At 52.2% G+C, this 20,488-nt stretch carries 25 protein-coding genes and 1 tRNA gene; 10 read left to right on the plus strand and 16 right to left on the minus strand.

What is annotated here, in order from left to right; translation table 11 throughout:
• Positions 1-3: 3 nt before the first annotated feature.
• The 8 genes from LOK74_RS18155 to rpoN form a co-directional block, all read right to left on the minus strand.
• Entirely contained in the window at positions 4-1,371 is a 1,368-nt protein-coding gene (locus tag LOK74_RS18155; protein ID WP_230043414.1) for a Na+/H+ antiporter NhaC family protein, read from the minus strand.
• A 22-nt stretch (positions 1,372-1,393) separates the two neighbouring features.
• Complete coding sequence (locus LOK74_RS18160) at positions 1,394-2,422, minus strand: sugar-binding transcriptional regulator (protein ID WP_230043415.1); 1,029 nt, start codon at positions 2,420-2,422, stop codon at positions 1,394-1,396.
• Positions 2,423-2,586: 164 nt separating this feature from the next.
• The gene (locus tag LOK74_RS18165; protein WP_230043416.1) at positions 2,587-2,898 is read right to left on the minus strand and encodes an AtuA-related protein; all 312 of its coding nucleotides are present in this window, start codon (positions 2,896-2,898) and stop codon (positions 2,587-2,589) included.
• Positions 2,895-4,214: an acyclic terpene utilization AtuA family protein gene (locus LOK74_RS18170; RefSeq protein WP_230043417.1), complete on the minus strand. Its 1,320-nt coding sequence runs from the start codon at positions 4,212-4,214 to the stop codon at positions 2,895-2,897. Before LOK74_RS18170 ends, LOK74_RS18165 begins: the two co-directional genes overlap by 4 nt.
• A 21-nt stretch (positions 4,215-4,235) precedes the next feature.
• On the minus strand, positions 4,236-5,528 hold the full coding sequence (locus tag LOK74_RS18175; protein WP_230043418.1) for a CitMHS family transporter: 1,293 nt from the start codon (positions 5,526-5,528) through the stop codon (positions 4,236-4,238).
• A 287-nt stretch (positions 5,529-5,815) separates the two neighbouring features.
• Positions 5,816-7,210, minus strand: coding sequence for a sigma-54 interaction domain-containing protein (locus LOK74_RS18180; RefSeq protein WP_230043419.1), 1,395 nt, complete (start codon positions 7,208-7,210; stop codon positions 5,816-5,818).
• 25 nt (positions 7,211-7,235) lie between these two features.
• Positions 7,236-7,523 carry a glutaredoxin family protein gene (locus LOK74_RS18185; RefSeq protein ID WP_230043420.1) on the minus strand — a complete coding sequence of 96 codons (288 nt, stop codon included), beginning with the start codon at positions 7,521-7,523 and terminating at the stop codon, positions 7,236-7,238.
• 92 nt (positions 7,524-7,615) lie between these two features.
• A complete protein-coding gene (gene rpoN, locus LOK74_RS18190) occupies positions 7,616-8,995 on the minus strand; it encodes an RNA polymerase factor sigma-54 (RefSeq protein WP_230043421.1) in 1,380 nt (459 codons plus the stop codon).
• A 497-nt stretch (positions 8,996-9,492) separates the two neighbouring features.
• Between rpoN and LOK74_RS18195 the strand changes: the two genes are divergently transcribed.
• The 4 genes from LOK74_RS18195 (at position 9,493) to LOK74_RS18210 (ending at position 11,375) form a co-directional block, all read left to right on the plus strand.
• A tRNA-Arg gene (locus LOK74_RS18195) sits at positions 9,493-9,571 on the plus strand.
• A 188-nt stretch (positions 9,572-9,759) separates the two neighbouring features.
• Complete coding sequence (locus LOK74_RS18200) at positions 9,760-10,047, plus strand: DUF3817 domain-containing protein (RefSeq protein ID WP_230043422.1); 288 nt, start codon at positions 9,760-9,762, stop codon at positions 10,045-10,047.
• A 30-nt stretch (positions 10,048-10,077) separates the two neighbouring features.
• Positions 10,078-10,566 (plus strand): glutathione peroxidase, encoded by a 489-nt coding sequence (locus tag LOK74_RS18205; RefSeq protein WP_230047053.1) that lies wholly within the window; start codon positions 10,078-10,080, stop codon positions 10,564-10,566.
• A gap of 176 nt (positions 10,567-10,742) precedes the next feature.
• Complete coding sequence (locus tag LOK74_RS18210) at positions 10,743-11,375, plus strand: nitroreductase family protein (RefSeq protein ID WP_230043423.1); 633 nt, start codon at positions 10,743-10,745, stop codon at positions 11,373-11,375.
• 138 nt (positions 11,376-11,513) lie between these two features.
• Here the strand turns inward: LOK74_RS18210 and LOK74_RS18215 are convergent, their stop codons facing one another.
• Complete coding sequence (locus tag LOK74_RS18215) at positions 11,514-11,672, minus strand: hypothetical protein (protein WP_230043424.1); 159 nt, start codon at positions 11,670-11,672, stop codon at positions 11,514-11,516.
• A gap of 264 nt (positions 11,673-11,936) precedes the next feature.
• On the opposite strand from LOK74_RS18215, the gene LOK74_RS18220 reads away from it, so the two are divergent.
• The 5 genes from LOK74_RS18220 to clpP all read left to right on the plus strand — a co-directional run bounded on the left by LOK74_RS18220 (position 11,937) and on the right by clpP (position 15,409).
• Complete coding sequence (locus LOK74_RS18220) at positions 11,937-12,188, plus strand: hypothetical protein (RefSeq protein ID WP_230043425.1); 252 nt, start codon at positions 11,937-11,939, stop codon at positions 12,186-12,188.
• Between the two features lie 117 nt (positions 12,189-12,305).
• On the plus strand, positions 12,306-12,926 hold the full coding sequence (locus LOK74_RS18225) for an RNA polymerase sigma factor (protein ID WP_230043426.1): 621 nt from the start codon (positions 12,306-12,308) through the stop codon (positions 12,924-12,926).
• A complete protein-coding gene (locus LOK74_RS18230; RefSeq protein ID WP_230043427.1) occupies positions 12,910-13,470 on the plus strand; it encodes an anti-sigma factor family protein in 561 nt (186 codons plus the stop codon). The genes LOK74_RS18225 and LOK74_RS18230 overlap by 17 nt, the downstream gene beginning before the upstream one ends.
• Entirely contained in the window at positions 13,467-14,591 is a 1,125-nt protein-coding gene (locus LOK74_RS18235; protein WP_230043428.1) for a bactofilin family protein, read from the plus strand. The genes LOK74_RS18230 and LOK74_RS18235 overlap by 4 nt, the downstream gene beginning before the upstream one ends.
• 227 nt (positions 14,592-14,818) lie before the next feature.
• Positions 14,819-15,409, plus strand: coding sequence for an ATP-dependent Clp endopeptidase proteolytic subunit ClpP (gene clpP, locus LOK74_RS18240; RefSeq protein ID WP_277613443.1), 591 nt, complete (start codon positions 14,819-14,821; stop codon positions 15,407-15,409).
• Positions 15,410-15,486: 77 nt separating this feature from the next.
• Here the strand turns inward: clpP and LOK74_RS18245 are convergent, their stop codons facing one another.
• Positions 15,487-15,666, minus strand: coding sequence for an H-type small acid-soluble spore protein (locus LOK74_RS18245; protein WP_230043430.1), 180 nt, complete (start codon positions 15,664-15,666; stop codon positions 15,487-15,489).
• 42 nt (positions 15,667-15,708) lie between these two features.
• Positions 15,709-15,885, minus strand: a complete 177-nt coding sequence (locus LOK74_RS18250) for a hypothetical protein (protein ID WP_230043431.1) — start codon at positions 15,883-15,885, stop codon at positions 15,709-15,711.
• Positions 15,886-16,070: 185 nt separating this feature from the next.
• Between LOK74_RS18250 and LOK74_RS18255 the strand changes: the two genes are divergently transcribed.
• On the plus strand, positions 16,071-16,403 hold the full coding sequence (locus LOK74_RS18255) for a hypothetical protein (RefSeq protein WP_230043432.1): 333 nt from the start codon (positions 16,071-16,073) through the stop codon (positions 16,401-16,403).
• 48 nt (positions 16,404-16,451) lie between these two features.
• Here LOK74_RS18255 and LOK74_RS18260 read toward each other — a convergent pair whose 3' ends face one another.
• From LOK74_RS18260 to rapZ, 5 genes are all read right to left on the minus strand, one after another.
• Positions 16,452-16,883 (minus strand): PilZ domain-containing protein, encoded by a 432-nt coding sequence (locus tag LOK74_RS18260; RefSeq protein ID WP_230047054.1) that lies wholly within the window; start codon positions 16,881-16,883, stop codon positions 16,452-16,454.
• Between the two features lie 239 nt (positions 16,884-17,122).
• Positions 17,123-17,380, minus strand: coding sequence for an HPr family phosphocarrier protein (locus LOK74_RS18265; RefSeq protein WP_230043433.1), 258 nt, complete (start codon positions 17,378-17,380; stop codon positions 17,123-17,125).
• Positions 17,381-17,427: 47 nt separating this feature from the next.
• Positions 17,428-18,378 (minus strand): DNA-binding protein WhiA, encoded by a 951-nt coding sequence (gene whiA, locus LOK74_RS18270; RefSeq protein WP_230043434.1) that lies wholly within the window; start codon positions 18,376-18,378, stop codon positions 17,428-17,430.
• A 6-nt stretch (positions 18,379-18,384) separates the two neighbouring features.
• Positions 18,385-19,374: a gluconeogenesis factor YvcK family protein gene (locus tag LOK74_RS18275; protein WP_230043435.1), complete on the minus strand. Its 990-nt coding sequence runs from the start codon at positions 19,372-19,374 to the stop codon at positions 18,385-18,387.
• A gap of 96 nt (positions 19,375-19,470) precedes the next feature.
• On the minus strand, positions 19,471-20,313 hold the full coding sequence (rapZ, locus tag LOK74_RS18280) for an RNase adapter RapZ (protein WP_420908798.1): 843 nt from the start codon (positions 20,311-20,313) through the stop codon (positions 19,471-19,473).
• Positions 20,314-20,488 lie beyond the last annotated feature (175 nt).

Raw genomic sequence — 20,488 nt, forward strand, 5'->3', positions numbered from 1 at the left:
TGATCACAGAGCCTGCTCTGTCCGCTTCGCCCACTCTGAGGCCGACTGCCGTCTATGGAACCAGGAAAACAAAATGGTCACGATGGGCAGCAGCAGCGGGAACCAGAGATATGGCAGCGCCTCCAGTGTGGTAACGCCAATCGCCAAACTGGTCACCATCGCCAGGCCATTCCAGGGAACCAAAACCGGCATGACCAGGGTTGCATCCAACATCGTCCGACCCAGCAGTTGGCTGCCGTCTGGAAGGCGCATAAAGCGGGAACGAAGCGTCGCCCCGAGGACGAGAATGGGGATCGTCTGATTGCAGCTGATCGCGATCGCAAACAGCGACAAGGCTACGCACTTTGCTACCAGAACACCTGCATTGTTCACACTGCCCACAAACCGTTCCAGGATTGGTTCGAGCAGGTTCGCTGAGTATAGTATTCCGTTCATAAACCCGGCTAAACTGATCAGCAGCAAAACATGGAGTATATCCAGCAGTCCGCCGCCGTGGAGAAGCGCGTCCAGTATCGTTCCTGAGCGAAGGTCGTAGCCGAACAGCAGGTTCTCCAGAAAAGAGTGCCAATCAGGCGACTGCGTCACCATGTATAAGAGAAAACTGGCAGCCAAGCCACAGCAGAGGGCGGGAATCGCCTTGACCCGGAAGGCAAACGAGCCTAACAGGATGATCAAAGGCAGCAACTGTACCCAGGAAATCGGAACATGCTGCTGCAGCAACTGCTGATACCCGGCAATCGTCTCGCTTGCGGATGCAGCCTCTCGCCCCAGATCGGCCACCAGGAACATCAGGGCAGTGATGCCAACGGCACATACGCCGGTAATCTGCCAGAAACGCCCGCGTGCCTCATCCTCCTGTACGGTACTGAGTACGAGCAGGCGGCTGGAAGAGACCGGTGAAAAACGCTCGCCTACCATCGCTCCGGATATCAATGCTCCTGCCGCCAATCCGCTTGGTATGCCACTGGCATGGGCGATCCCGATCAGCGAGAGACCTACCGTGCTGAGCGTCCCTACGGAAGAACCCAGCAGATAGGATACCGCAGCCGTCAGCCCAAAGCTGATGGTCAGCAGAAACTGTACGTGAACGAGCGATAAGCCGTAGGAGATCATCGCCGGGATGGTTCCCGCCATCATCAACAGCGGGATTAATAGGCCGACTAAAAACAAGATGATCAAGACCGGCTTCGTCTGCTTCAGACCTGCCCAGCCATACTGCCACTGTTGGCGGTAAGAGCAGCCGAGCCGCTTTACCGTGAGCAGCGTAACCAGCAGAGCTGTTGCGAGCGCCAGCGAGAGCGGCAGGCCCCCTATCAGACAGGCGGCGATACTGCCGATCAGTGTCAGTACGGGCAGATTGGCTAGGAACATGACGCTGGCATCACTTCCCCTCTCATGCCAGTTCCCCGGACAGCAAGGCGTGTGCCGCCCCCTCGTCCGTAATCAGTGTGTTATCGGAGATTTGTTTGCTGAACGAGAGAATCGCTTTCGCTTTGCTGTGTCCGCCGGCAATCGAGAGGACGACCTCTGCCTGCTTGACGTCGTCAAGCTGCAAACCAATGGAAGGAATGCGATGCACAATGCGGCCGGACTCGTCAAAGTAGTAACCGAAGGCTTCTGAAACCGCTCCTGCCTGAGCCAGATCGGCCAGTTCCTCCTCCGTGTACTTGCGCCGTCTGGCCATCGTCAGGGCATCACCGATCCCGTGGATGACGATTCTCGCAGATCGCAGCGAGTGAAGGACATCGGCAATCTGCGGGTCGCTCATCAGCGATTGATAGGCATCCGGACTGAGCCTGTCTGGTGCATGCAGCAGCCGATACTGTCCACCGGATTTCATCGCCATCGCAGAAGCCAACGTGTTGGCCTGCAGCTCCACCTTTTCTCCCAGACCGCCGCGCGCGGGAATGAATTGGACGGCCCGAAACGAAGTAGCGGGAGACAAATGCTCCGCAACACTGGCAATCGTAGAACCGCCGGTAACGGCAATCACGTCTCCTTCGCGGACCTGCTGTTTTAACAGGCGCGCCCCCACTCGTCCCAGCTCGCGTTTCACCCATTCCGAGCTGTCGGCATCTCCTTGCACCACAATCACCTCGCGTACCCCGAGGCGATGCTTCAGCTTTTGCGCCAGTTCGTTCAATCCAAACAACTCATCAACCATCGGCTCCAGCTGCTCCAACACACGCAGTCCATCGTCCGTACAGCTCATCCCGACCGGCGAGACGACAACCAAACCCGACTCTTTCAAGAGATCCACTTCTGCACGCAAGATGCGCTCCGTGGTCATCATCGCCTGCGCCAATGCCCGTCGTCCGATCGGCTGCAGATGGTAGATCGACTGCAGCAGCGCATATCTTTTTCTCATCACATGTACCAGGTCGGGAAGTAGTTTTTGCTGTACTTCAATCAACCTGCGCATACCACTCCTCCTTTACCAAAGGAGTATGGACATTTTTTGTCCCGCATATGCATTTTTTGTCCCGCTAGCGGCAAAAAAATGTAATTCCTTTCTTAGCTTACTGTAACACAATGGCAGCAAGCAGGCAATAGGCTGCCCATCAATGACGGGACAGCCTATTGCGATTATGCTTCGATTTCCATTTCCAACAAGGCATAGCTCAGGCTTTTTCCATGTGTATCGAGAGCGAGCGAAGTGGTGACCCCGCCCAGCAGCGCTTCCCGGCAGACGAACTGCAGTCCGGCAATATTGGGAAGCTCATAGCGGATCACATCCCCTTGTACAATCCCCTGCAGATGATGCTTTACTTTCTCTGCCGTCACATGTTCACAGAGCAGCGTATAGTCCCGCTCATCGTATGGAAAAAGCGACAAGATAAGCGTATCCCCTTTATCTCCTGCCCGGCAGTGGGCCAACTGGTACAGCTTTTTCTTCATATACTCAACTCCCGAATCGTCAATCGAGTGGCTGTGTTTTGCCGCGGAATCATCGTGGAGACGATTCCGATCACCTCGTTCACACTCTTCCGCACCCCGCCGCCGCCAGCCGGGCCGTTCGTATACAGCGCCTCCACCTCTTCCCCAATCCGCGCTGCCAGCTCCGCCGTCGGAGCGATCGCAGCAGCACGCATCCGAACTTCGTAAGGGACGACCTCGGGGGTAAACGACTTGCGGTGGGTAGAAGTACTGCCGATGCAGTCTATCCGAATCGCCTCGATCTCCTGCTGCAATCGCTGCCGGACGATCTCACCGGCCAGTTCGGCCCTCCCCGATGCGTTGCCGCCCGCGTAAGAGATCTCCGCTTCGCCGAGAAACCCTGCCTGATACCCGATACTTACTTTTAACATCGATGGTCTTGCGCTGCCCCGTGCGCCAAACACTTCAATTCGGTTGGGGGCCACTTGACGCAGCTGGACGGTGCTAAAATCAGCGATCACATCCGGCGTGTGATAGGCCATCGGGTCGGTCACTTCATAGAGCAGCTGCTCCTTTGCCGTAGCCAGCGTAATCACGCCCCCCGTTCCTTCCAGCTTACTGATCGTCGCCCGTCCAGCTTGGTCGATGTCGGCATACGGAAAACCGAGATCAGCCAGCTGGGGCACATCTTTTACCCCGGGGTCAGCAAAGTATCCACCCGTCAACTGCCCGGCACACTCCAAAAGATGGCCGACAACTGTTCCCTGGGCTACCCGCTCAAGATCATCTTGGCGCCACTGGTAGTGGTGCATCATCGGGGCAAGAAACAAGGATGGATCAGCGACACGACCTGTGACGATGATGTCGGCACCACTTTCCAGGGCTGGCAGCAGTGCGTCCGCGCCCAGATAAGCATTGGCGGAGATGATAGGAGCATACGAACGGATCGGGCAGCCGCTCTCCAAAACCTCCTGCTCCAGATCGATCCGATCCGTCACCTCATCCCCAGTCACCGCTGCCACTTTTACCGGACACCGCAACTCCTCAGCGATCTGCACGATCCGTTCTGCCGCAGCCACCGGATTGGCCGCTCCCATATTGGTGACGATCCGAAATCGCTTCTCTCCTAGAATCGGCAGCAGACGCCTAAACCGCCGCTCCAACAACGGATCGTACCCTTCTTCTGGATTGTGCAGCTTCCGCTTTTGGGCCAACGCGATCGTCCGTTCAGCCAGGCATTCCAGCACGAGGTAGTCCAATTCCCCCCGCTCCGCCAACAACACAGCCGGCTCAATCCGGTCACCGGAAAATCCTGCTCCTGAACCTATTCGTAACATGAACCATACCTCTCCTCTGTTTTATAAAGTGATAGCTCCAACCATAACAGCGACAATGGTCATCACAATCGTCGTCCCAAATGCCCATCCAAAGGTGAATTTCTGGTGATCTGCCAGCTCCACACCGGCCAACCCAACCAACAGAAAGGTGGAGGCGGTCAATGGGCTAATCGGAAATCCGGTTGTCATCTGACCCAAAACAGCGGCGCGGGCTACTTCCATCGGAGCCACACCAAATGCAGCGGCCGCTTCACTAATCACCGGCAGGACACCAAAGTAATATGCGTCAGGGTTAAACAACAGGCTGAGCGGCATACTGGTCAGTGCGACGAGGATCGGCATGTATCCTCCCATCTCCTGCGGAATCAGTTGCACCAGGCTGGCTGCCATCGCATCAATCATTTTGGTACCGGAGAGGATCCCGGTAAAGATGCCGGCAGCAAAAATAATCGCCGCTACCAAGACCACGCCCTGTGCCTGGGCATTAATCCTCTCTTGCTGTTCTTTTACATTGGGGTAGTTGACAACCAGCGCAATCACCAACGAGATCATAAAGACGACAGGCAGCGGAAGCCATCCAAATACCAGTGCCGTGATCGTCACAACCGTCAACAGCAGATTGAACCAAAACAGTTTTGGGCGGCGCAGACGACGTTGTTCCTCTGTCAATTCAGAATGATAGTCATACACCATATCGACTACACCAAGCCGCTGCCGCTCCTTTCTGCCCAGCCAATAGGCAACCGCCAGCACCCAGATGACGCCAACGATCACCGCTGGTATGATCGGTGAAAAAATCTCTGTGACCTCCAGCTTCAGCGAGCTGGCTGCCCGCGCCATCGGGCCGCCCCAGGGAACGACATTCATCGTACCGGCACCCAGGGCGACAACACAGGCCATCACCAGACGGCTCATCCCCAAGCGATCGTACAGGGGCAGCAGTGCCGGGATGGCGATCAGAAACGTAGAAGCGCCTGACCCGTCCAGATGGGCCAGCATGGCAATCACAGCGGTTCCGACGACGATTTTGAGCGGATCTCCCTTGACCAGTTTTAACACTCGCGAAATGACTGGATCAAACATGCCCGCGTCATTCATCACGCCGAAATAGAGGATCGCAAACGCCAGCATGACGCCAGTTGGCGCTACCCCCTTTACACCGTCCAGCATCATCTTGCCCACCTCGGAACCGAAGCCACCGATCAAGGCAAACACGATAGGAACGGTGATTAGCGCTACAATCACGGAGACGCGTTTGGTCATGATCAAAAATAAGAAGAAAAAAATCGTTAAAAAGCCTAACAGCGCTAACATGAAATCCCTCCCCACTAATCTGAAATCCGCGAACCATGTACTTCCCACAACGGAGCCGCACATACGTCCGACAGAGCAAGCTTCGTGCCAAAAGAAAAAACCTTGTAAAACCAAGGTTTTTTCGACCGGTTCGCTCTCATTATTCTCATTGTTTAGAAATCGATAACTGTGACCGAGGGATTCCGTCGCATCGCTGCTGCGTAGTTGTACGTACACTTGCGTATTTTGCGTTGCTTCCAGTATTTTAGAAAGCGCTCTCATTTTTTCTAAGAATATAGAAATGGACATTACCAATCCACTTGCAATCGGTTGATCTTGTTGTACAAGGTTGCCAATGATATGCCCAACGCTTGCGCCGCCTTTTTTTTACCTTCCACATCGGAGCCGTACTGCTCGATCGCAACCTGGATCGCGCCACGCTCCGCTTCCTCCAGCACTTCTTTCAGCTTGGTCACCTGGCGCTTCGGTTGGTCGTCAGCGGGTACCCGTTTGACGATCCACTGCGGCAAACTCTCTACGGAGATTTCGGAACCGTCCGCCATGCAGACCGCATAGTCGATTGCGTTTTTCAACTCCCGCACATTGCCCGGCCAATCATATTGCTGCAACACCTGCATGGTTCGCTCCTCCAGTCTGCAACTCGTTCCTTTTACCATCCAGTCGATCAGATCAATGATATCTTCCCGCCTCTCCCGCAGAGGGGGGATGTGCAGGCGGATCACCTGCAGCCGATACAACAAGTCCTCCCGAAAATTGCCTTTGGCAACGAGATGCTGCAAGTCCTTGTTTGTGGCGGCAACGATGCGCACGTTGATGCTCCGCTCACGAGTATCGCCAATCCGGCGAATTTTTTGCTCCTGCAGCACCCTGAGCAGTTTGGCCTGCAGGTCGAGCGACATATCGCCGATCTCATCTAAGAAGAGGGTCCCGTGATCTGCCACCTCAAACAGCCCCACCTTCCCGCTCTTTTTGGCGTTTGTAAAGGAACCAGCTTCGTATCCAAACAATTCGCTTTCCAGCAGGTCGGCCGGAATGGCTGCACAGTTGACGGGCACAAAGGGACGCCCCGCTCTTCCGCTCTCGTTGTGGATGGACTGGGCGAACAATTCCTTGCCCGTACCGCTTTCTCCTGTTATGAGAACCGGCAGGTCGGATTCAGCTGCTTTTTGCGCCAGCTGCACCAGCCGTCTCAGTCCGCCATCTTTTCCCACGATCTGATGGAATCGGTAGGCAGCTTGATGCAGAGAGTCCATCCGCTGTTCCAAACGACTGATGGTTTCTCTACTCCTATGCAGTTCCTGTGTCAGCTTGTGAACCTCGGTCAATCCCTTGCAGACGGAGACAGCACCGATGATCACTCCGTTCACGACAATCGGTGCCATGTCTACTACGTATTCGTGCCTGCCCTCTTTGCGGTAGATGCCAACTCGGCCCCGGCCATCCCGCAGCGTTTCGGGCAGCAGAGCGCCAGGACGAACGCGGCGGAGCGGCTTTCCGATGATCTGCTCGGGAGAGACGCCCGTAATCCGCGTGTATTCGGGATTGATCAAGCGAACAATCTCCTGACTGTCGATGACGAGAATCCCGTCGTTGATGCTGTCAATAACTGCATTCAGCCATTCCAACTCGCCTGCGTTGTTTGCAGCGCCTATCGCTGCTGCATGCAATGGTTGCCCTCCCATGGACGCCCACCTCTCTCCCCATCGGTTAATCGCGCTTGGTTCGTCTCCCCTGCAGCTCCGCTCTCAGCTGCTCCTCTGTCATGATTGAATCAATCGATAGAAACACTTCGTCACCATCGATCTGAACGACGGGAATCGTGAGCATATACTTTTCTTCCAAAACCGGATCTTCGGCGATGCTGCGGGTTTCCAGTACGAGAGGAACCTCCGCCGCTACCGCACGAATGCGCCGCTCCACCTCATCACAGAGGTGGCAGCCGGGACGGCCGAATAGTACGACCTGAAACGCTTCCTGGCGATCTTGCTTGTTCATGGTAGGACCCCTCTTCTTCTCCGCTGTGTTGTCGCGCACTGGCTGCATCCATTGCTCGCCGTTTTCCTCGCATATTTCTGCACAGTTGAAGATCAGGCGTATCTCTTCCGCTTGGCAGAAGAAGGGATCATCAACTCTTCCCGGTACTTGGCCACCGTACGGCGAGAGATCTCAATTCCTTCCTTGGCCAACAGCTCCGTCAGCTTTTGATCCGATAGCGGACGAGATCGATCCTCCGCGTCAACCAACGCCTTGATCCGCCGTTTGACGCTTTCTGACGACGCCGCATCACCGTTGGCAGTAGATAAAGCAGAGGTAAAAAAGTACTTCAGTTCAAAGACACCCCTCGGCGTCTGCACATACTTGTTGCTGGTCGCCCGGCTTACGGTCGATTCATGCAGCCCCACCCGTTCCGCGATCTCTTTTTGGGTCATCGGCTTCAATCGATCTACGCCATGCTCAAAAAAATCGATCTGTTTTTCTACGATTGCCTGCATCACCCGCAGCAGCGTCAGACGCCGCTGCTCGATACTTTTGGCCAGCCACATCGCCGCATTCATCTTATCCTGGATAAACTGGCGTGCTTCCGACTCACTGTTTGTCTGCTTCAACATGCTTTCATAAAACCTGCTGATCGTAAGGCGCGGCGTCGATGATTCGTTTACCAGCACCACGTATTCGCCTTCCACTTTTTCCACCGTCACATCGGGCATCACAAACCGCGTCTCTGTCTGATTGAACGCCGCCCCTGGTCGCGGATTGAGCGAACGTACCAAATCGGCGATCGTTTGCACTTCCTGCAGATCAATTTTTAACTTTTCGGCAATTCGGGAAAAACGATTCTGCGCTAAGTCATCCAGGTGCTGCTCAATCACTTGCACCGTTTTCTCATCGTCGAGGCCGGTATGTTGCAGCTGCAGCAGCAAACACTCCTGCAGATTCCGGGCCGCCACTCCTACCGGATCAAAGTGCTGGATCAGCGACAACATATCCTCTACTTCCTCGAGGTCAACTCCTAATTGCCTGCTGGCTTCTTCCGTCTCAATCTCCAGGTACCCCTTCTCATCCAGATTGCCGATCAAAAACAGGGCAATTTTTCGCTGGCCGCGCGTCAGTCCCTTGGTATAGCCAAGCTGCTCTTTCAGGTGCTGATACAGATTGGATGATGGAGCATGCACATGATCGAGCGGATTGTAAGTGCTTTCACTTCTCGCTAATGAATAATCACCGGTTGCCCGGTTGCTGATCAGTTCTTTCCAATCGATTTCCGGCGTCGGTTTCTGCTCCATGGGTGTCTCGACCGCTGCGCTGATTTCCTGCAGTTCGATCACCGGGTTTTCCGCTGCCTGATCCTGCAGATACGACCTCAGATCCAGAGCGGAATACTGTAAGATGGTGATTGCCTGCCGCAGTTCGGGCGTCATGACCAGTTTTAACGTCTGTTCCTGAAACAGTCCAAAACTCATATTCATCCGGCTCGGCCCCCTTTGCGTCCATTTCTGTTTCTCTCTGTGTTTATTGTATTCGCGAGCCCTATGCAATTTTCCTGCCAATCCTGTGATGATCCAGTTATTTTCAGATCCGCTTGCAGAATATAGCAAAAATTGCGTATATTGAGAGGTATACGCATTGATCAGGTACATGCACCTGCCAGCACTTTAACTTGTGTGGGTTGTACCTAACAAGATGAGAATCGAGGTGTATGTTTTGAACCGTCTGATGAAAATCGTTTTTCTGATACTCGTCCTCTATCTAATCGTGGTTGGCATCGTTAATTATGTTGCCTGATCAGTAAGGATCGGGTCAGACTAGATGGTCTGGTCCAATATAGCTTAACTGATCTGATAGAAATGCCGTTCGGAATGGGTTGAAAATCCAGGGGATTTCAATTGTCATCCGATCGTGAATGATGTATAATGAAAAATGCTGACGACAAAACAGTAAAGCGCAATACTCTCATCAGCATTATGCGTCCGTAGCTCAGTTGGATAGAGCGGCGGCCTCCGGAGCCGCGTCTTGCGGGGGTTCGAGTCCCTCCGGACGCACCATAATAGACGACAGATAAGGATCGAACCAAACGGTTTGATCCTTTTTGCCGTTTCAGGCGGAATCGATCTGTGACCAAATCGTGTCAGATGTGCCCAACCCGACGCAAGCTGCCTGTCGAAACATTGAAACAAGCCATACGAGTCCGGTAAAATTGGTAATGGTTCGATCTCGTTAGGAGGTGACGGATATGAATTCACCGCTTGGACGTCTGCGGGTGATTGGCTATATCGAGGGGACTTCCTTTCTGCTTCTCTTGGGGATTGCCATGCCGCTGAAATACTATTTTAACATACCACAACCGGTCACGGTTATCGGTTGGCTGCACGGTCTGTTTTTTGTGCTGTATCTGCTCGCTGTCGCTCATGTGACGATTGTTCACCGTTGGTCACTGTTACGCTTGCTGGGCGCAGTGGCAGCTTCCATACTGCCGTTTGGGCCCTTTGTGCTGGACGCCCGACTACGCAAAGAAGCGTAGACTGGAAAAACGGATGAGAGGGTGAGGATGATGAGCGTTTACGACTTTTCCGCAAAAACCCTGCAGGGCGAAGTGAAGTCCATCGCCGATTACCAGGACAAAGTGCTGTTGATTGTGAATACGGCCAGCAACTGCGGGTTCACACCTCAATACCAAGGTCTGCAGCGTCTCTATGAGACATACATGGACCAAGGCTTCGTGGTGTTGGCCTTTCCATGCAATCAATTCGGCGGGCAGGAACCCGGGACCGCTGCTGAGATTGAAAGCTTTTGCAGCCGCAATTACGGCGTTACCTTTCCCGTGTTTGACAAGGTTGACGTAAAGGGAGCCAACGCGCATCCCCTGTTTCGTCATCTGACCAGCGAAGCTCCCGGTCTTTTGACAAAACAAATCAAATGGAATTTCACCAAATTTTTCATCGATCGCGAGGGGACCGTTGTCAAGCGATACGCTCCGGCAACTGACCCTGCACAAATCGAGGAGGATATTCAACGGTTGTTGCAGTCCGGTACGATCTAGCGATCAAGCCGTGTCGCCTCCCTGATAGCCCTCTCTACCACTTCCGCCAACTACATTTCTGTCCGGCGGGACATCCATTCTGACACCTTAGCATACATACGATGTGTAGGATCACTGAAATCTGGAACACTAACAGCATATACACATTGAACACAGTATGGTGGAGGGCTTTATTGATGAAGGAAACATTGCAGCAAGACTTTTTTACGATTATTCAAGATCGCGGAGCTGTCAAACAATTCGACTCCTCTGTGAAAATGACTCAAGCAGAGATTGCCAAACTGATCGAGTACGCTTCGACCGCTCCCTCTTCATGGAATCTGCAGCATTGGAAGTTCCTCGTCATTCACGACGATGAGGCAAAAAAGAAGCTGCTGCCGATCGCTTACCGACAGCAGCAGGTCATCGATGCTTCCGCCACCATCGCCGTTCTCGGTGACTTCGAAGCAAATAAAAATGCGGAAGCTGTTTACGGCCCTGCGGTAGCGGCCGGTGCAATGACAGAAGAAGTGAAAGAGCGCTTGTTGGCTAATATTGAACAAACCTATGCCACAGTCCCACATGCCCCGCGTGACGAAGCGATTCGCAATGCTTCGCTCGCTGCCATGCAGCTCATGCTGGCTGCCAAGGCGATGGGATATGACACCTGCCCAATGGGCGGTTTTGATGCCCAGCAGTTGGTGTCGGTGTTTGGGATACCCCAGCGCTACTTGCCGATTCTGCTGATTGCAGTAGGAAAAGCGGCTCAACCTGCTCGTCCCAGCAGTCGCTTTCCCGCTGATCAGATCATCGTCTGGAACCAATTCTAATACCATCATGGAACTGCAGTCCACTCAACGAGATGAGGACTGCTTTTCTTATATGCGCCGCTCTGTGCGCTCCTTGCTTGCATCTCGTTTGTATCTCGCTCGTATTTTGCGTATATCTCGCTTGTACTCTCCCGTTTCTCATCCTTTCTTCTCGATCTGCTCGATCGTGATGGGGTACCGATCCCATAAGAACTGCAGGTCGTACTGGGTCGTATCCTCTTTTACCATCCGATTTGTACCGTACACCACTGCTGCCACCAGAATGAACAAAATCAAAATACCCGGTATGGCCGCCATAGTTAGTTCCTCCCTTTTTGCCACATGTATATGAGCAAACCAGGAGGAGCATGACGTCTCCCGCTTGTCCCCAGTCTATCCCCAAGCTTAAGATCAAATGTGAATAACTTTGTGGATAACTTTAGCTGTTACAAGCCTGATCCGCCGTATATTTTTTGACAACAAGGAAATATTACGTAAGATTGATGAAAGTATTGCCGCGAACACATGTTTTTGTGCACAAGCTGTGGATAATTTCGTGGATAACTGATTGGGGGGCTTGGTTTGCCGCGCGATCGCTACTACCTGATTTACCAAGAGGCGAGTGACGACGAATGCTTGCTCACGATCCAGCCCTACGAGGATCAACAAGCCTTGGCTGAAGCCCTAAGCGAGCTAAAAAGTCAGCAAATCACCGACTATACGATTATTAAAGGGCGCAAGATAAAAGCAACGCTGCGGGTAGCTGTAGATTTAGCAGAAGCGGATGATGAAGAAGCGAAGACGGATGAAGAAGCGAAGCAGGAAAAAGCATAAACGAGGTACTCCCCCGCATAGGGGGCTTTTCTTTTGCTCGGGATTAGCCGATGCTGACAATAGCGTGAAATTCTGCACCGGTCTCATCCGTACTATTGATTGGAAGGGGGGGCATACATGGACACGCATCACCATGAGGATATCTACGCTCTAAACACCCGCTCGCTGACGGGCATCCAACAATTTTTACAGGGTGACGCCAATGGCTTTGATACGCTGATCGAGTTGTTCGGGCAGCGGGTCATGCGCCTTGTGCAAAAGATGATTTACTCCCACCACGATGCACAGGATGTCTACAACGAGATTTGGTTAAAAGTAGCGCAAAACCTGCATAAATACGATCAATCGCTCCCCTTTCACTCATGGCTGTACCGGCTTGCCTCCAATACCTGTATCGATTTTCTTCGCAAAAAGAGGGATATTGTGATGGAAGACGATCGCCTGCACGTGCATGTGCAAAAAGAGAACAGCACCTATAGCAACACACCGGAGAGCTTGTTCCTAGAGAAAGAATTCCAAACGCAACTTAACCAACTGCTCTCCCATTTGGATGAGACGGATCGCTTGATTGTGACACTCCGCTTCAGTGAAGAGCTAAGTTACGAAGAGATTGGCAGTATTGTAGGGATGAGTAAAAATACGGTCGGAACGAGGTTGTTTCGAGCCCGCAAACAGTTGAAGCAACTGCTGCAGCATTTGACCGACAAAAGGAGGTCTCCCCATGTCTCATATCGATGAAATAACGATGATGATGTATACAGATGGTGAGTTACTGACCGAAGAATCGGAAAAAGTGGCAGAGCATTTGCGGAGTTGCCAGGAATGTCGAAATACGTACGATTCCTGGATGGAGGACCGCTCGTTTTTTGAGCAGTCGTTTTCGGCGACATCCGCCCCATTGCCATCGCTCCATCCATCTGTCACACAGCAAATCGACGCCATTTGTGCTTTGCACAGAAAAAACAGGCAGGCTTCTTCGAAAATCATCAACCGATTGACTGCCCTGCTTCTCTCCCTTTTCCTGCTGGCCGTCATACCTGCCCAGAGCTGGCTGTTTAACTGGCTGGAATGGCTTTGGCCGATCGTGCAGCCCTACCTGCTGTGGACTTCGACGTTTTGGTTGAGAGAAAATGCCCACACACTCTGGGATTATCTTCTGCTCAGCTGCTTTCTGTTCTCCGCCTTGTTCGTCTGTCTCATCTTGGCCATCATCTTGACCGGCGCCAACCGTCAGGCCGAATCGATCGATCCAGCCTATTCGAGAGGAGGGGACAGACCGTGAAGAATCGGATCAGGATGCTGCTGTTGGTATTCGCATTGTTGGCCATATCCGGTACTACCTGTTTTGCCTTTCAAGCTGTTTCCCAGGAAACCTATGTCTTGGCCAACGGGGAAACGCATATCGGTGATCTCTTCGTGACTGGCCGCAAGGTGGTTATTGAGGGACATGTGCAAGGGGACATATATTCGTTTGCGGAAAGTTTGCAGATCAGCGGCAAGGTGACGGGAGACGTCATCACGTTTTCCAATGATACCGTAATCCGCGGAGAGATAGACGGTGATATCCGGGCGTTTACACGCAACTTGACGATAGACGGTCATGTGACGAGGAGTACGACCGTTTTTACCCAGTATCTCAATCTATCCCAATCGGGCGAGATCGGACGTAATGTCTTGGCCTTTTCCCAAACCGTTGATCTGCTTGGGCGATTGGGCGGCGAGATCAATGGAACGATCGCGGATATGCGAATCACCGGGGAGATCGGGCGCGGCATCACGATGCTGCGGGTTGGCCAGTTGCAAATCGAACCATCAGCTAAAATCAACGGTGATGTTCGCTACATGAGTCATCAGGAGGCTTCCATTGCTCCCGGGGCGCAAATCACAGGGGAGGTGGCGTATACCCAGTTAGAGCCGGAGCCGAAGGAAAGCCCGACATGGCCCATCTTGCTTGTTGTGATGTCGGTGATCAGTACGGTACTGCTATGGCTGGTGATCCGCTTCCTGTTTCCAAAAACACTGTTGTCCATTCAACGTACGCTGGATGAAAAAACGCTTGGTCACTTTGGCGTCGGGATTCTGCTGCTGCTCGCTGTTCCGATGTTGACGGTAATCCTGTTGATTACCATCATCGGCATTCCGGTTGCCGTCACACTTGTCGTTGTGGTTGGCGTGCTGCTGTTTGTAGCCAAAATCTTTGTCGGCACGTGGGCGGGCCTTCGGCTGGCTGAACGATTTCAGTGGCGGATTCCTCCCCTGTTGACAGAATTGATCGGCGTGATCGGTCTCTCTCTGCTGGTTCACCTGCCATTTGCTGGATGGTTGGTCGCGATTGCCGTCTGGATGATCTTTCTCGGAGCCGTCGCAGCAACCGTCCGCCGCGTCAACCGTTCTGTCCTCTAGCCTACTCCTTTCGCCCCTTCCCAGGGGCGAAAGGATGATTCTGGCCGGCGGGCAGTAACGGGTACCTTTATCGCCATACAGAAAGCAGAGCTTGAACGGCAAAAAGCAGTTTTACTTTTACTCATTTCGGGATACATTAGAGAAGTAGGTAGAGGTCATTTTGTTTGACCTTTTTTGACCTTTAGTGTATGATTAGACTTGAAAGGAGAGGAGGACTGCCAATGGATATGCATTTGATTCCGACCGTAATCGAGCAAACGAATCGCGGTGAACGTGCTTACGATATCTACTCCCGACTGTTGAAAGATCGCATCATCTTCCTGGGTACCCCGATTAACGATGTGGTTGCGAACAGCGTGGTCGCCCAGTTGTTGTTCCTCACCGCCGAGGACCCGGATAAAGATATCAGTCTTTACATCAACAGCCCGGGCGGTTCTATCACGGCGGGAATGGCCATATACGACACGATGCAGTTCATCAAGCCTGACGTCTCTACCATCTGTGTCGGCTTGGCTGCTTCGATGGGTTCTTTCCTGCTCTGCGCGGGAGCGAAAGGCAAACGATTCGCTCTGCCCAACAGTGAGATCATGATTCACCAGCCCCTTGGCGGCGCGCAGGGTCAAGCTAGTGACATTGAAATAGCGGCTAAGCGAATTGTGCGGATGCGTGAACACCTAAACCGCATCTACGCTGAGCGCACCGGTCAGCCCATTGAGCGAATCGCTCGCGATACAGACCGTGACCATTTTATGTCTGCGCAGGACGCCAAGGAGTATGGGCTGATCGACGATGTGATTTCCTCCACACCAGCAAAATAAGCAGATCTCGTAACACGCTTCAAGTGCCGTCACGCAAAAAGACTTTCCCAGAACGGTCCGGGGAAGTCTTTTTCCTTTTACTTTTCCTTCAGTTCGGTAATCGCAACGGTTCTGCTCTCCTGGGGATTGCCTTCGGTATGTACCCGTGCGATGTTCTCATTTTCATCCACATCATCGATCCATACCGGTACCCCTGCGTATTCGACACTCACTCTCTCCGCTGAATGCAAGATTTCTTTTGCCCGTGCAGCGTCCACGCTCCGTCAACTCCTTTCCGTCCCTGAATACTCGCGATCAAGCTATTTCAGATCAACTGATTCTGGATCATCCATCGTATCGGTAGTCGTCTGTTCGATGAGTCCGTTTTGCGAACTGACGACACCTCCTCCCAGTCCCTCGTTCACCATCCGATCAACATCGATGAAGTTCTCGTCTCTTCCTTCGTGCAGTGAATCAGTCTGCTGACGTCGACTCATACTTTCCCCCCTTTTGAGTTGGTCAAACGATTCCGCGGTTGTTTTAACGATTCCCCCAAATCGGCTGCGCCATTCATCCTGTAAAAGGATTGGTGCAGATTACATACCGGTCTGTAGCCTGGGAAAACTAGACGAGGCTGCCCGGGTTCGGACAGCACAGCAACCAGCAAAAGGAGGATCCATCCATGCATACGTATCAACATGCCATCCAACAAATTCAACAATGTGAGCAGTTGATCAATCAGTTGATGCAGCAGACTCAACAGGCTACCGCCATGTATCAGCAAATGATGCAGCAAGAACAGCAGAACGTAACGATGCTGGAACAGATGGCTCAACGGGAGCGAGCAGCCACTCAGATGATTCAAACGGCTCTGCAAGGACACCAGACTGCAATGAATCGCATGCAGCAAGCAGCCCAGCTCTGCAGCCAGATGAGACAAGAGCTCTCCGGTGCCATCTCAGCTCAAGGTGTGAACTACAGCTATAGGACGGCGCAATACCAAGGGGTTCAATGACCCTTTACTGGCACACAAAAGGGCTGTTCCATATGCGGACAGCCCTTTTTACTGATGCTCCCTATCGAAAAATGCAGTTGCGTCCCCGTGGTAAAAATCACAGCTGGTAATGTTGTTCCCCCGACGAAGTTTGATTTGCAGCTCGCTGACCAGTCTGACGAGTAGAGCCTTTAGATCTTCGTCAATGGTAAACGAAACCCCGTAGTGGAACAATCCGTCTGGCCGTTCCGCTTTTCTCACGATGTAGCCCAGTGGTTTGATTTGTTGGTTAAACAGACGCATCCGGAATTCCAAAACAATCTCAGTCTGTACCGGGAGGTTGAGATTAGACACAAATCCAAGACCACCGGCACTGATGTTATCAACCAGTACGTGGGCTTCACCCGACTCAATCTCGTTGTCCTTAATCCTGACGATGCTCGTCTGTGCCTCCAACGGCGGTTCTAGCTCAAGCCGAAAGAACGTCCGCTGGTTCACCATGGTTTCCACGTCAGTTGTCCCCCCCGCTGTCTCTTTCCTCGTGATGCAGGAAGTATCTGAATCTCAAAACAGATCGTTCCATACCATTATATCGAATTTACTTTAAATAATGAAGAATTAGACAAAAGTAGACAAAAAAAGCAAAAAATCCGTTCAGATTTGATCTCTGAACGGTTGATGCAATAACAGTCATGTTCTTTTTTTCGAGTCACTCGGCCACCAGTAAAAAATAGAGAACGTTACTCCTCTACGCTTACCAGTTTCGCCAAGCTGGCCACTGCTTGGGAGGCATCTGGCCCATCCGCCAAGATCGTGATTTCCGTACCCGAGCCGATCGCCAAACTCATAATACCCATGATGCTTTTGGCATTTACCTTCTTGTTCTCTTTTTCTACAAATATCTCCGATGCAAACCGGTTTGCCTCTTGTACAAAAAAAGCAGCTGGTCGTGCTTGCAAACCCGTTTTCAGTTTAACCAGAACCTGCTGTTGTACCATTGCAACCTCCCTCTCTTTCTTTCGCTCTTGCAGACCATTATACCATGTCAAGGGGAAGAAATATTTTCATTTTCTCTCAATTTGTCAGCGATTTCGTTAATTTTTCGGAGCCTGTGGTTGATCCCCGACTTGCTGACCACGCCACTTGGCAGCAATTCGCCCAGTTCCTTCAGGTTGATGTCGGGATGAAGCAGGCGCAGTTCCGCCACTTCTCGCAACCGCGGCGGCAGATTCTCCAAGCCAATCTCCCGTTCAATCAACTGAATATTTTCCATCTGTCGGGTAGCAGCATTAACCGTTTTGTTGATATTGGCGATTTCACAGTTGTGCAAACGGTTGACAGAATTACGCATATCCTTGACAATACGGACATCTTCGAAGTACAACAGCGCCTGGTGTGCCCCGATCAGGCTTAGGTATTCCGTGATTTTTTCCCCTTCCTTGATGTACATTACAAACCCTTTTTTGCGCTCAATACATTTCGCATTGAGGCGATAGCGGTTCGCTAGTGCTGTCAGTGCTTCGCAAAAGTCCTGATAGGCAGTGAAAATCTCCAGGTGGTAACTGGAAGCTTCTGGATGGTTGACAGATCCTCCCGCCAGAAAGGCTCCCCGCAGATAAGCTCCCCGACAGCATGATGTTTTGGTCAAATCGCGTGGGATCCCCGGATAAAATGACAAGTTTTCATCCATGATCGACAGCGCCTGCAGGATTTCGTTGGCGCCCCGAGGAATCCGTACGATGTAGACATTATTTTTCTTCAGGCGCATCTTTTTTCGTACCAGCAGCTCTGCATGTACCTGGAACAACTTCTTTGTGAGGACGTAAATCCGTCTGGCTATCGCCGCATTTTCTGTCGATACATCCAAAACAAAGCGGCCTGCACCAAACTGCAAGCTGCCATTCATGCGGATCAGCGCCGACAATTCCGCCCGACTGCAGCAGTCAGATGGCTGCAGCATGGTTAGTTCTTTTTTGACGTGTGCTGCGAAGGACATGGCGCTTCACCCCATTTTCTGCTTCATCAGTTCGACGACTTGCCGACTTACGGCGTCTGCATCGTGGCGCAGCAGACCGTCTTCATAGGCGATTAACTGACCAGACATGACATGCAGACCGAGTGCCGTCAGCTTGTCATGGTCGCAAACGACAGGCGCTGCTCCCTTTTCCGCATATTTTTCTCGAACGGCATCGGGAACATCTGTTGTATTAACGATGATCGTGTCGAGGAACGGTCTGTCGACGTGATCGTACATCGCCTGTACATGATCTGATGCCGTAAAATGGTCTGTCTCTCCCGGCTGAGTCATCACGTTGCAAATATAGATCTTGGGCGCCGTCGATGCTATGATTTCGTCGAACAACCCGCGCACCAAGAGATTGGGAATAATACTTGTATACAGACTCCCCGGCCCGAGCAGAACGGCATCCGCCTCTGCGATGGCCCGGGCCGCTTCCGCCAACGGCACAGCGTCCGGCGGATCGAGGAAGACTCGCTTGATTGGCTTTCCGTACAGCGGTATTTGTGACTCTCCCAACACGATTGCTCCGTCTGCCATTTCTGCTTTTAACAATATCGATTGATTGGAGGCTGGCAGCACCTCACCGCGTACGGCAAGAACCCTGCTTAAGCCCTTTACGGCAGTAACAAAGTCGCCGGTGATTTCGTTCAAGGCTGCAATCAGTAGATTTCCCAAATTATGTCCTACCAATCCCGTTCCGTTGGAAAAACGGTATTGCATTACCTTTTCCATCAGCGGTTCCGTGTCGGCCAAGGCAGTCAGAACGTTGCGAATATCCCCTGGCGGAAGCATATCCATCTCCATCCGCAACCTCCCTGAACTGCCGCCGTCATCCGCTACCGTTACGATAGCTGTGATATGGACCGGATGCTGCTTTAATCCACGCAGCAATACGGAAAGACCGGTTCCGCCACCGATCACGACAACGCGCGGCAACTCACCTGACTGCCCTCCCCTTCTCCCTGTTGACATAGGTCACCTCATTATCTTCATATGAACCTAGCCCTCATATGAGAAATCTTGTCTCTTTTTATCCCGATCGTAATGGATCTCCTTGCCATCCTATGCTTATTTATTCTTCTCCATGTCACGGTGTGTGACCCGAACTGGAAACTCTTTGACAAACGCCTCGCCCACATGCTCGGCGATAGCGACCGATCGGTGTTTTCCCCCTGTACATCCGATCCCAATGACCAGCTGACTTTTCCCCTCTCGCTGATAATGGGGCAGCGTGTACTGTAGAAAATCGAGCAGTTTGTTGATGAATTCCTGTGTCTCGCTCCACTTCATCACATACTCCGCTACTTCCTGATCACATCCGGTTTTGGGACGAAGATGCTTTACATAATGCGGATTGGGCAAAAAGCGAACATCAAACACAAGATCAGCGTCAATCGGAATGCCGTATTTAAATCCGAATGACATCAGGTTGATCGTCAGTTGGTTTCCTTGCTGCCCGTACTGGCTAATGATTTTTTCACGCAGCTGGCCAGGCTTCATCTGACTGGTATCGATAATCTGGCTGGCCAATCCTTTTAATTCTTGAAGCATGCGCCGTTCGGAATGGATTCCTTCCAAAAGAGAGCCCTCAGGCGAGAGGGGATGCCGCCGTCGCGTCTCCTTATAACGCATGACCAGTGTCTGATCATTGGCATCAAGGTACAAGATTTGAAACGAAATCCCGTGCATTCCCGATAACTTATCGATGGCTTCAGACAAACTGTCAAAAAACTCACGACCACGCAGATCAATCACCAATGCGACACGTTCGATGCCGCCCCCTGACTGTCTGATCAACTCTGCGAACTTGGGGATCAGAACCGGTGGCAAGTTGTCGACACAAAAAAAGCCAAGATCCTCCAGACTTTGCACCGCCGTCGTCTTTCCAGCGCCGGACATGCCCGTGATCATCAGCAGATTAATGGCTCGTTCTTTGCCCGTTTCTACCACAACATTTCGCCTCCTCTGATCCTGCTATAAGGATACCATAACTGACGATGTACGCGCATTGTTTCCCATGCCAAAACCGCATTACAAAAAAAGGGCGTGACCAGCAATCGGCCACGCTAGGAAGAAAGTATAGAAA

It is taken from the genome of Brevibacillus humidisoli, from assembly GCF_020923435.1.
GTDB classification, from domain to species: domain Bacteria; phylum Bacillota; class Bacilli; order Brevibacillales; family Brevibacillaceae; genus Brevibacillus_E; species Brevibacillus_E humidisoli.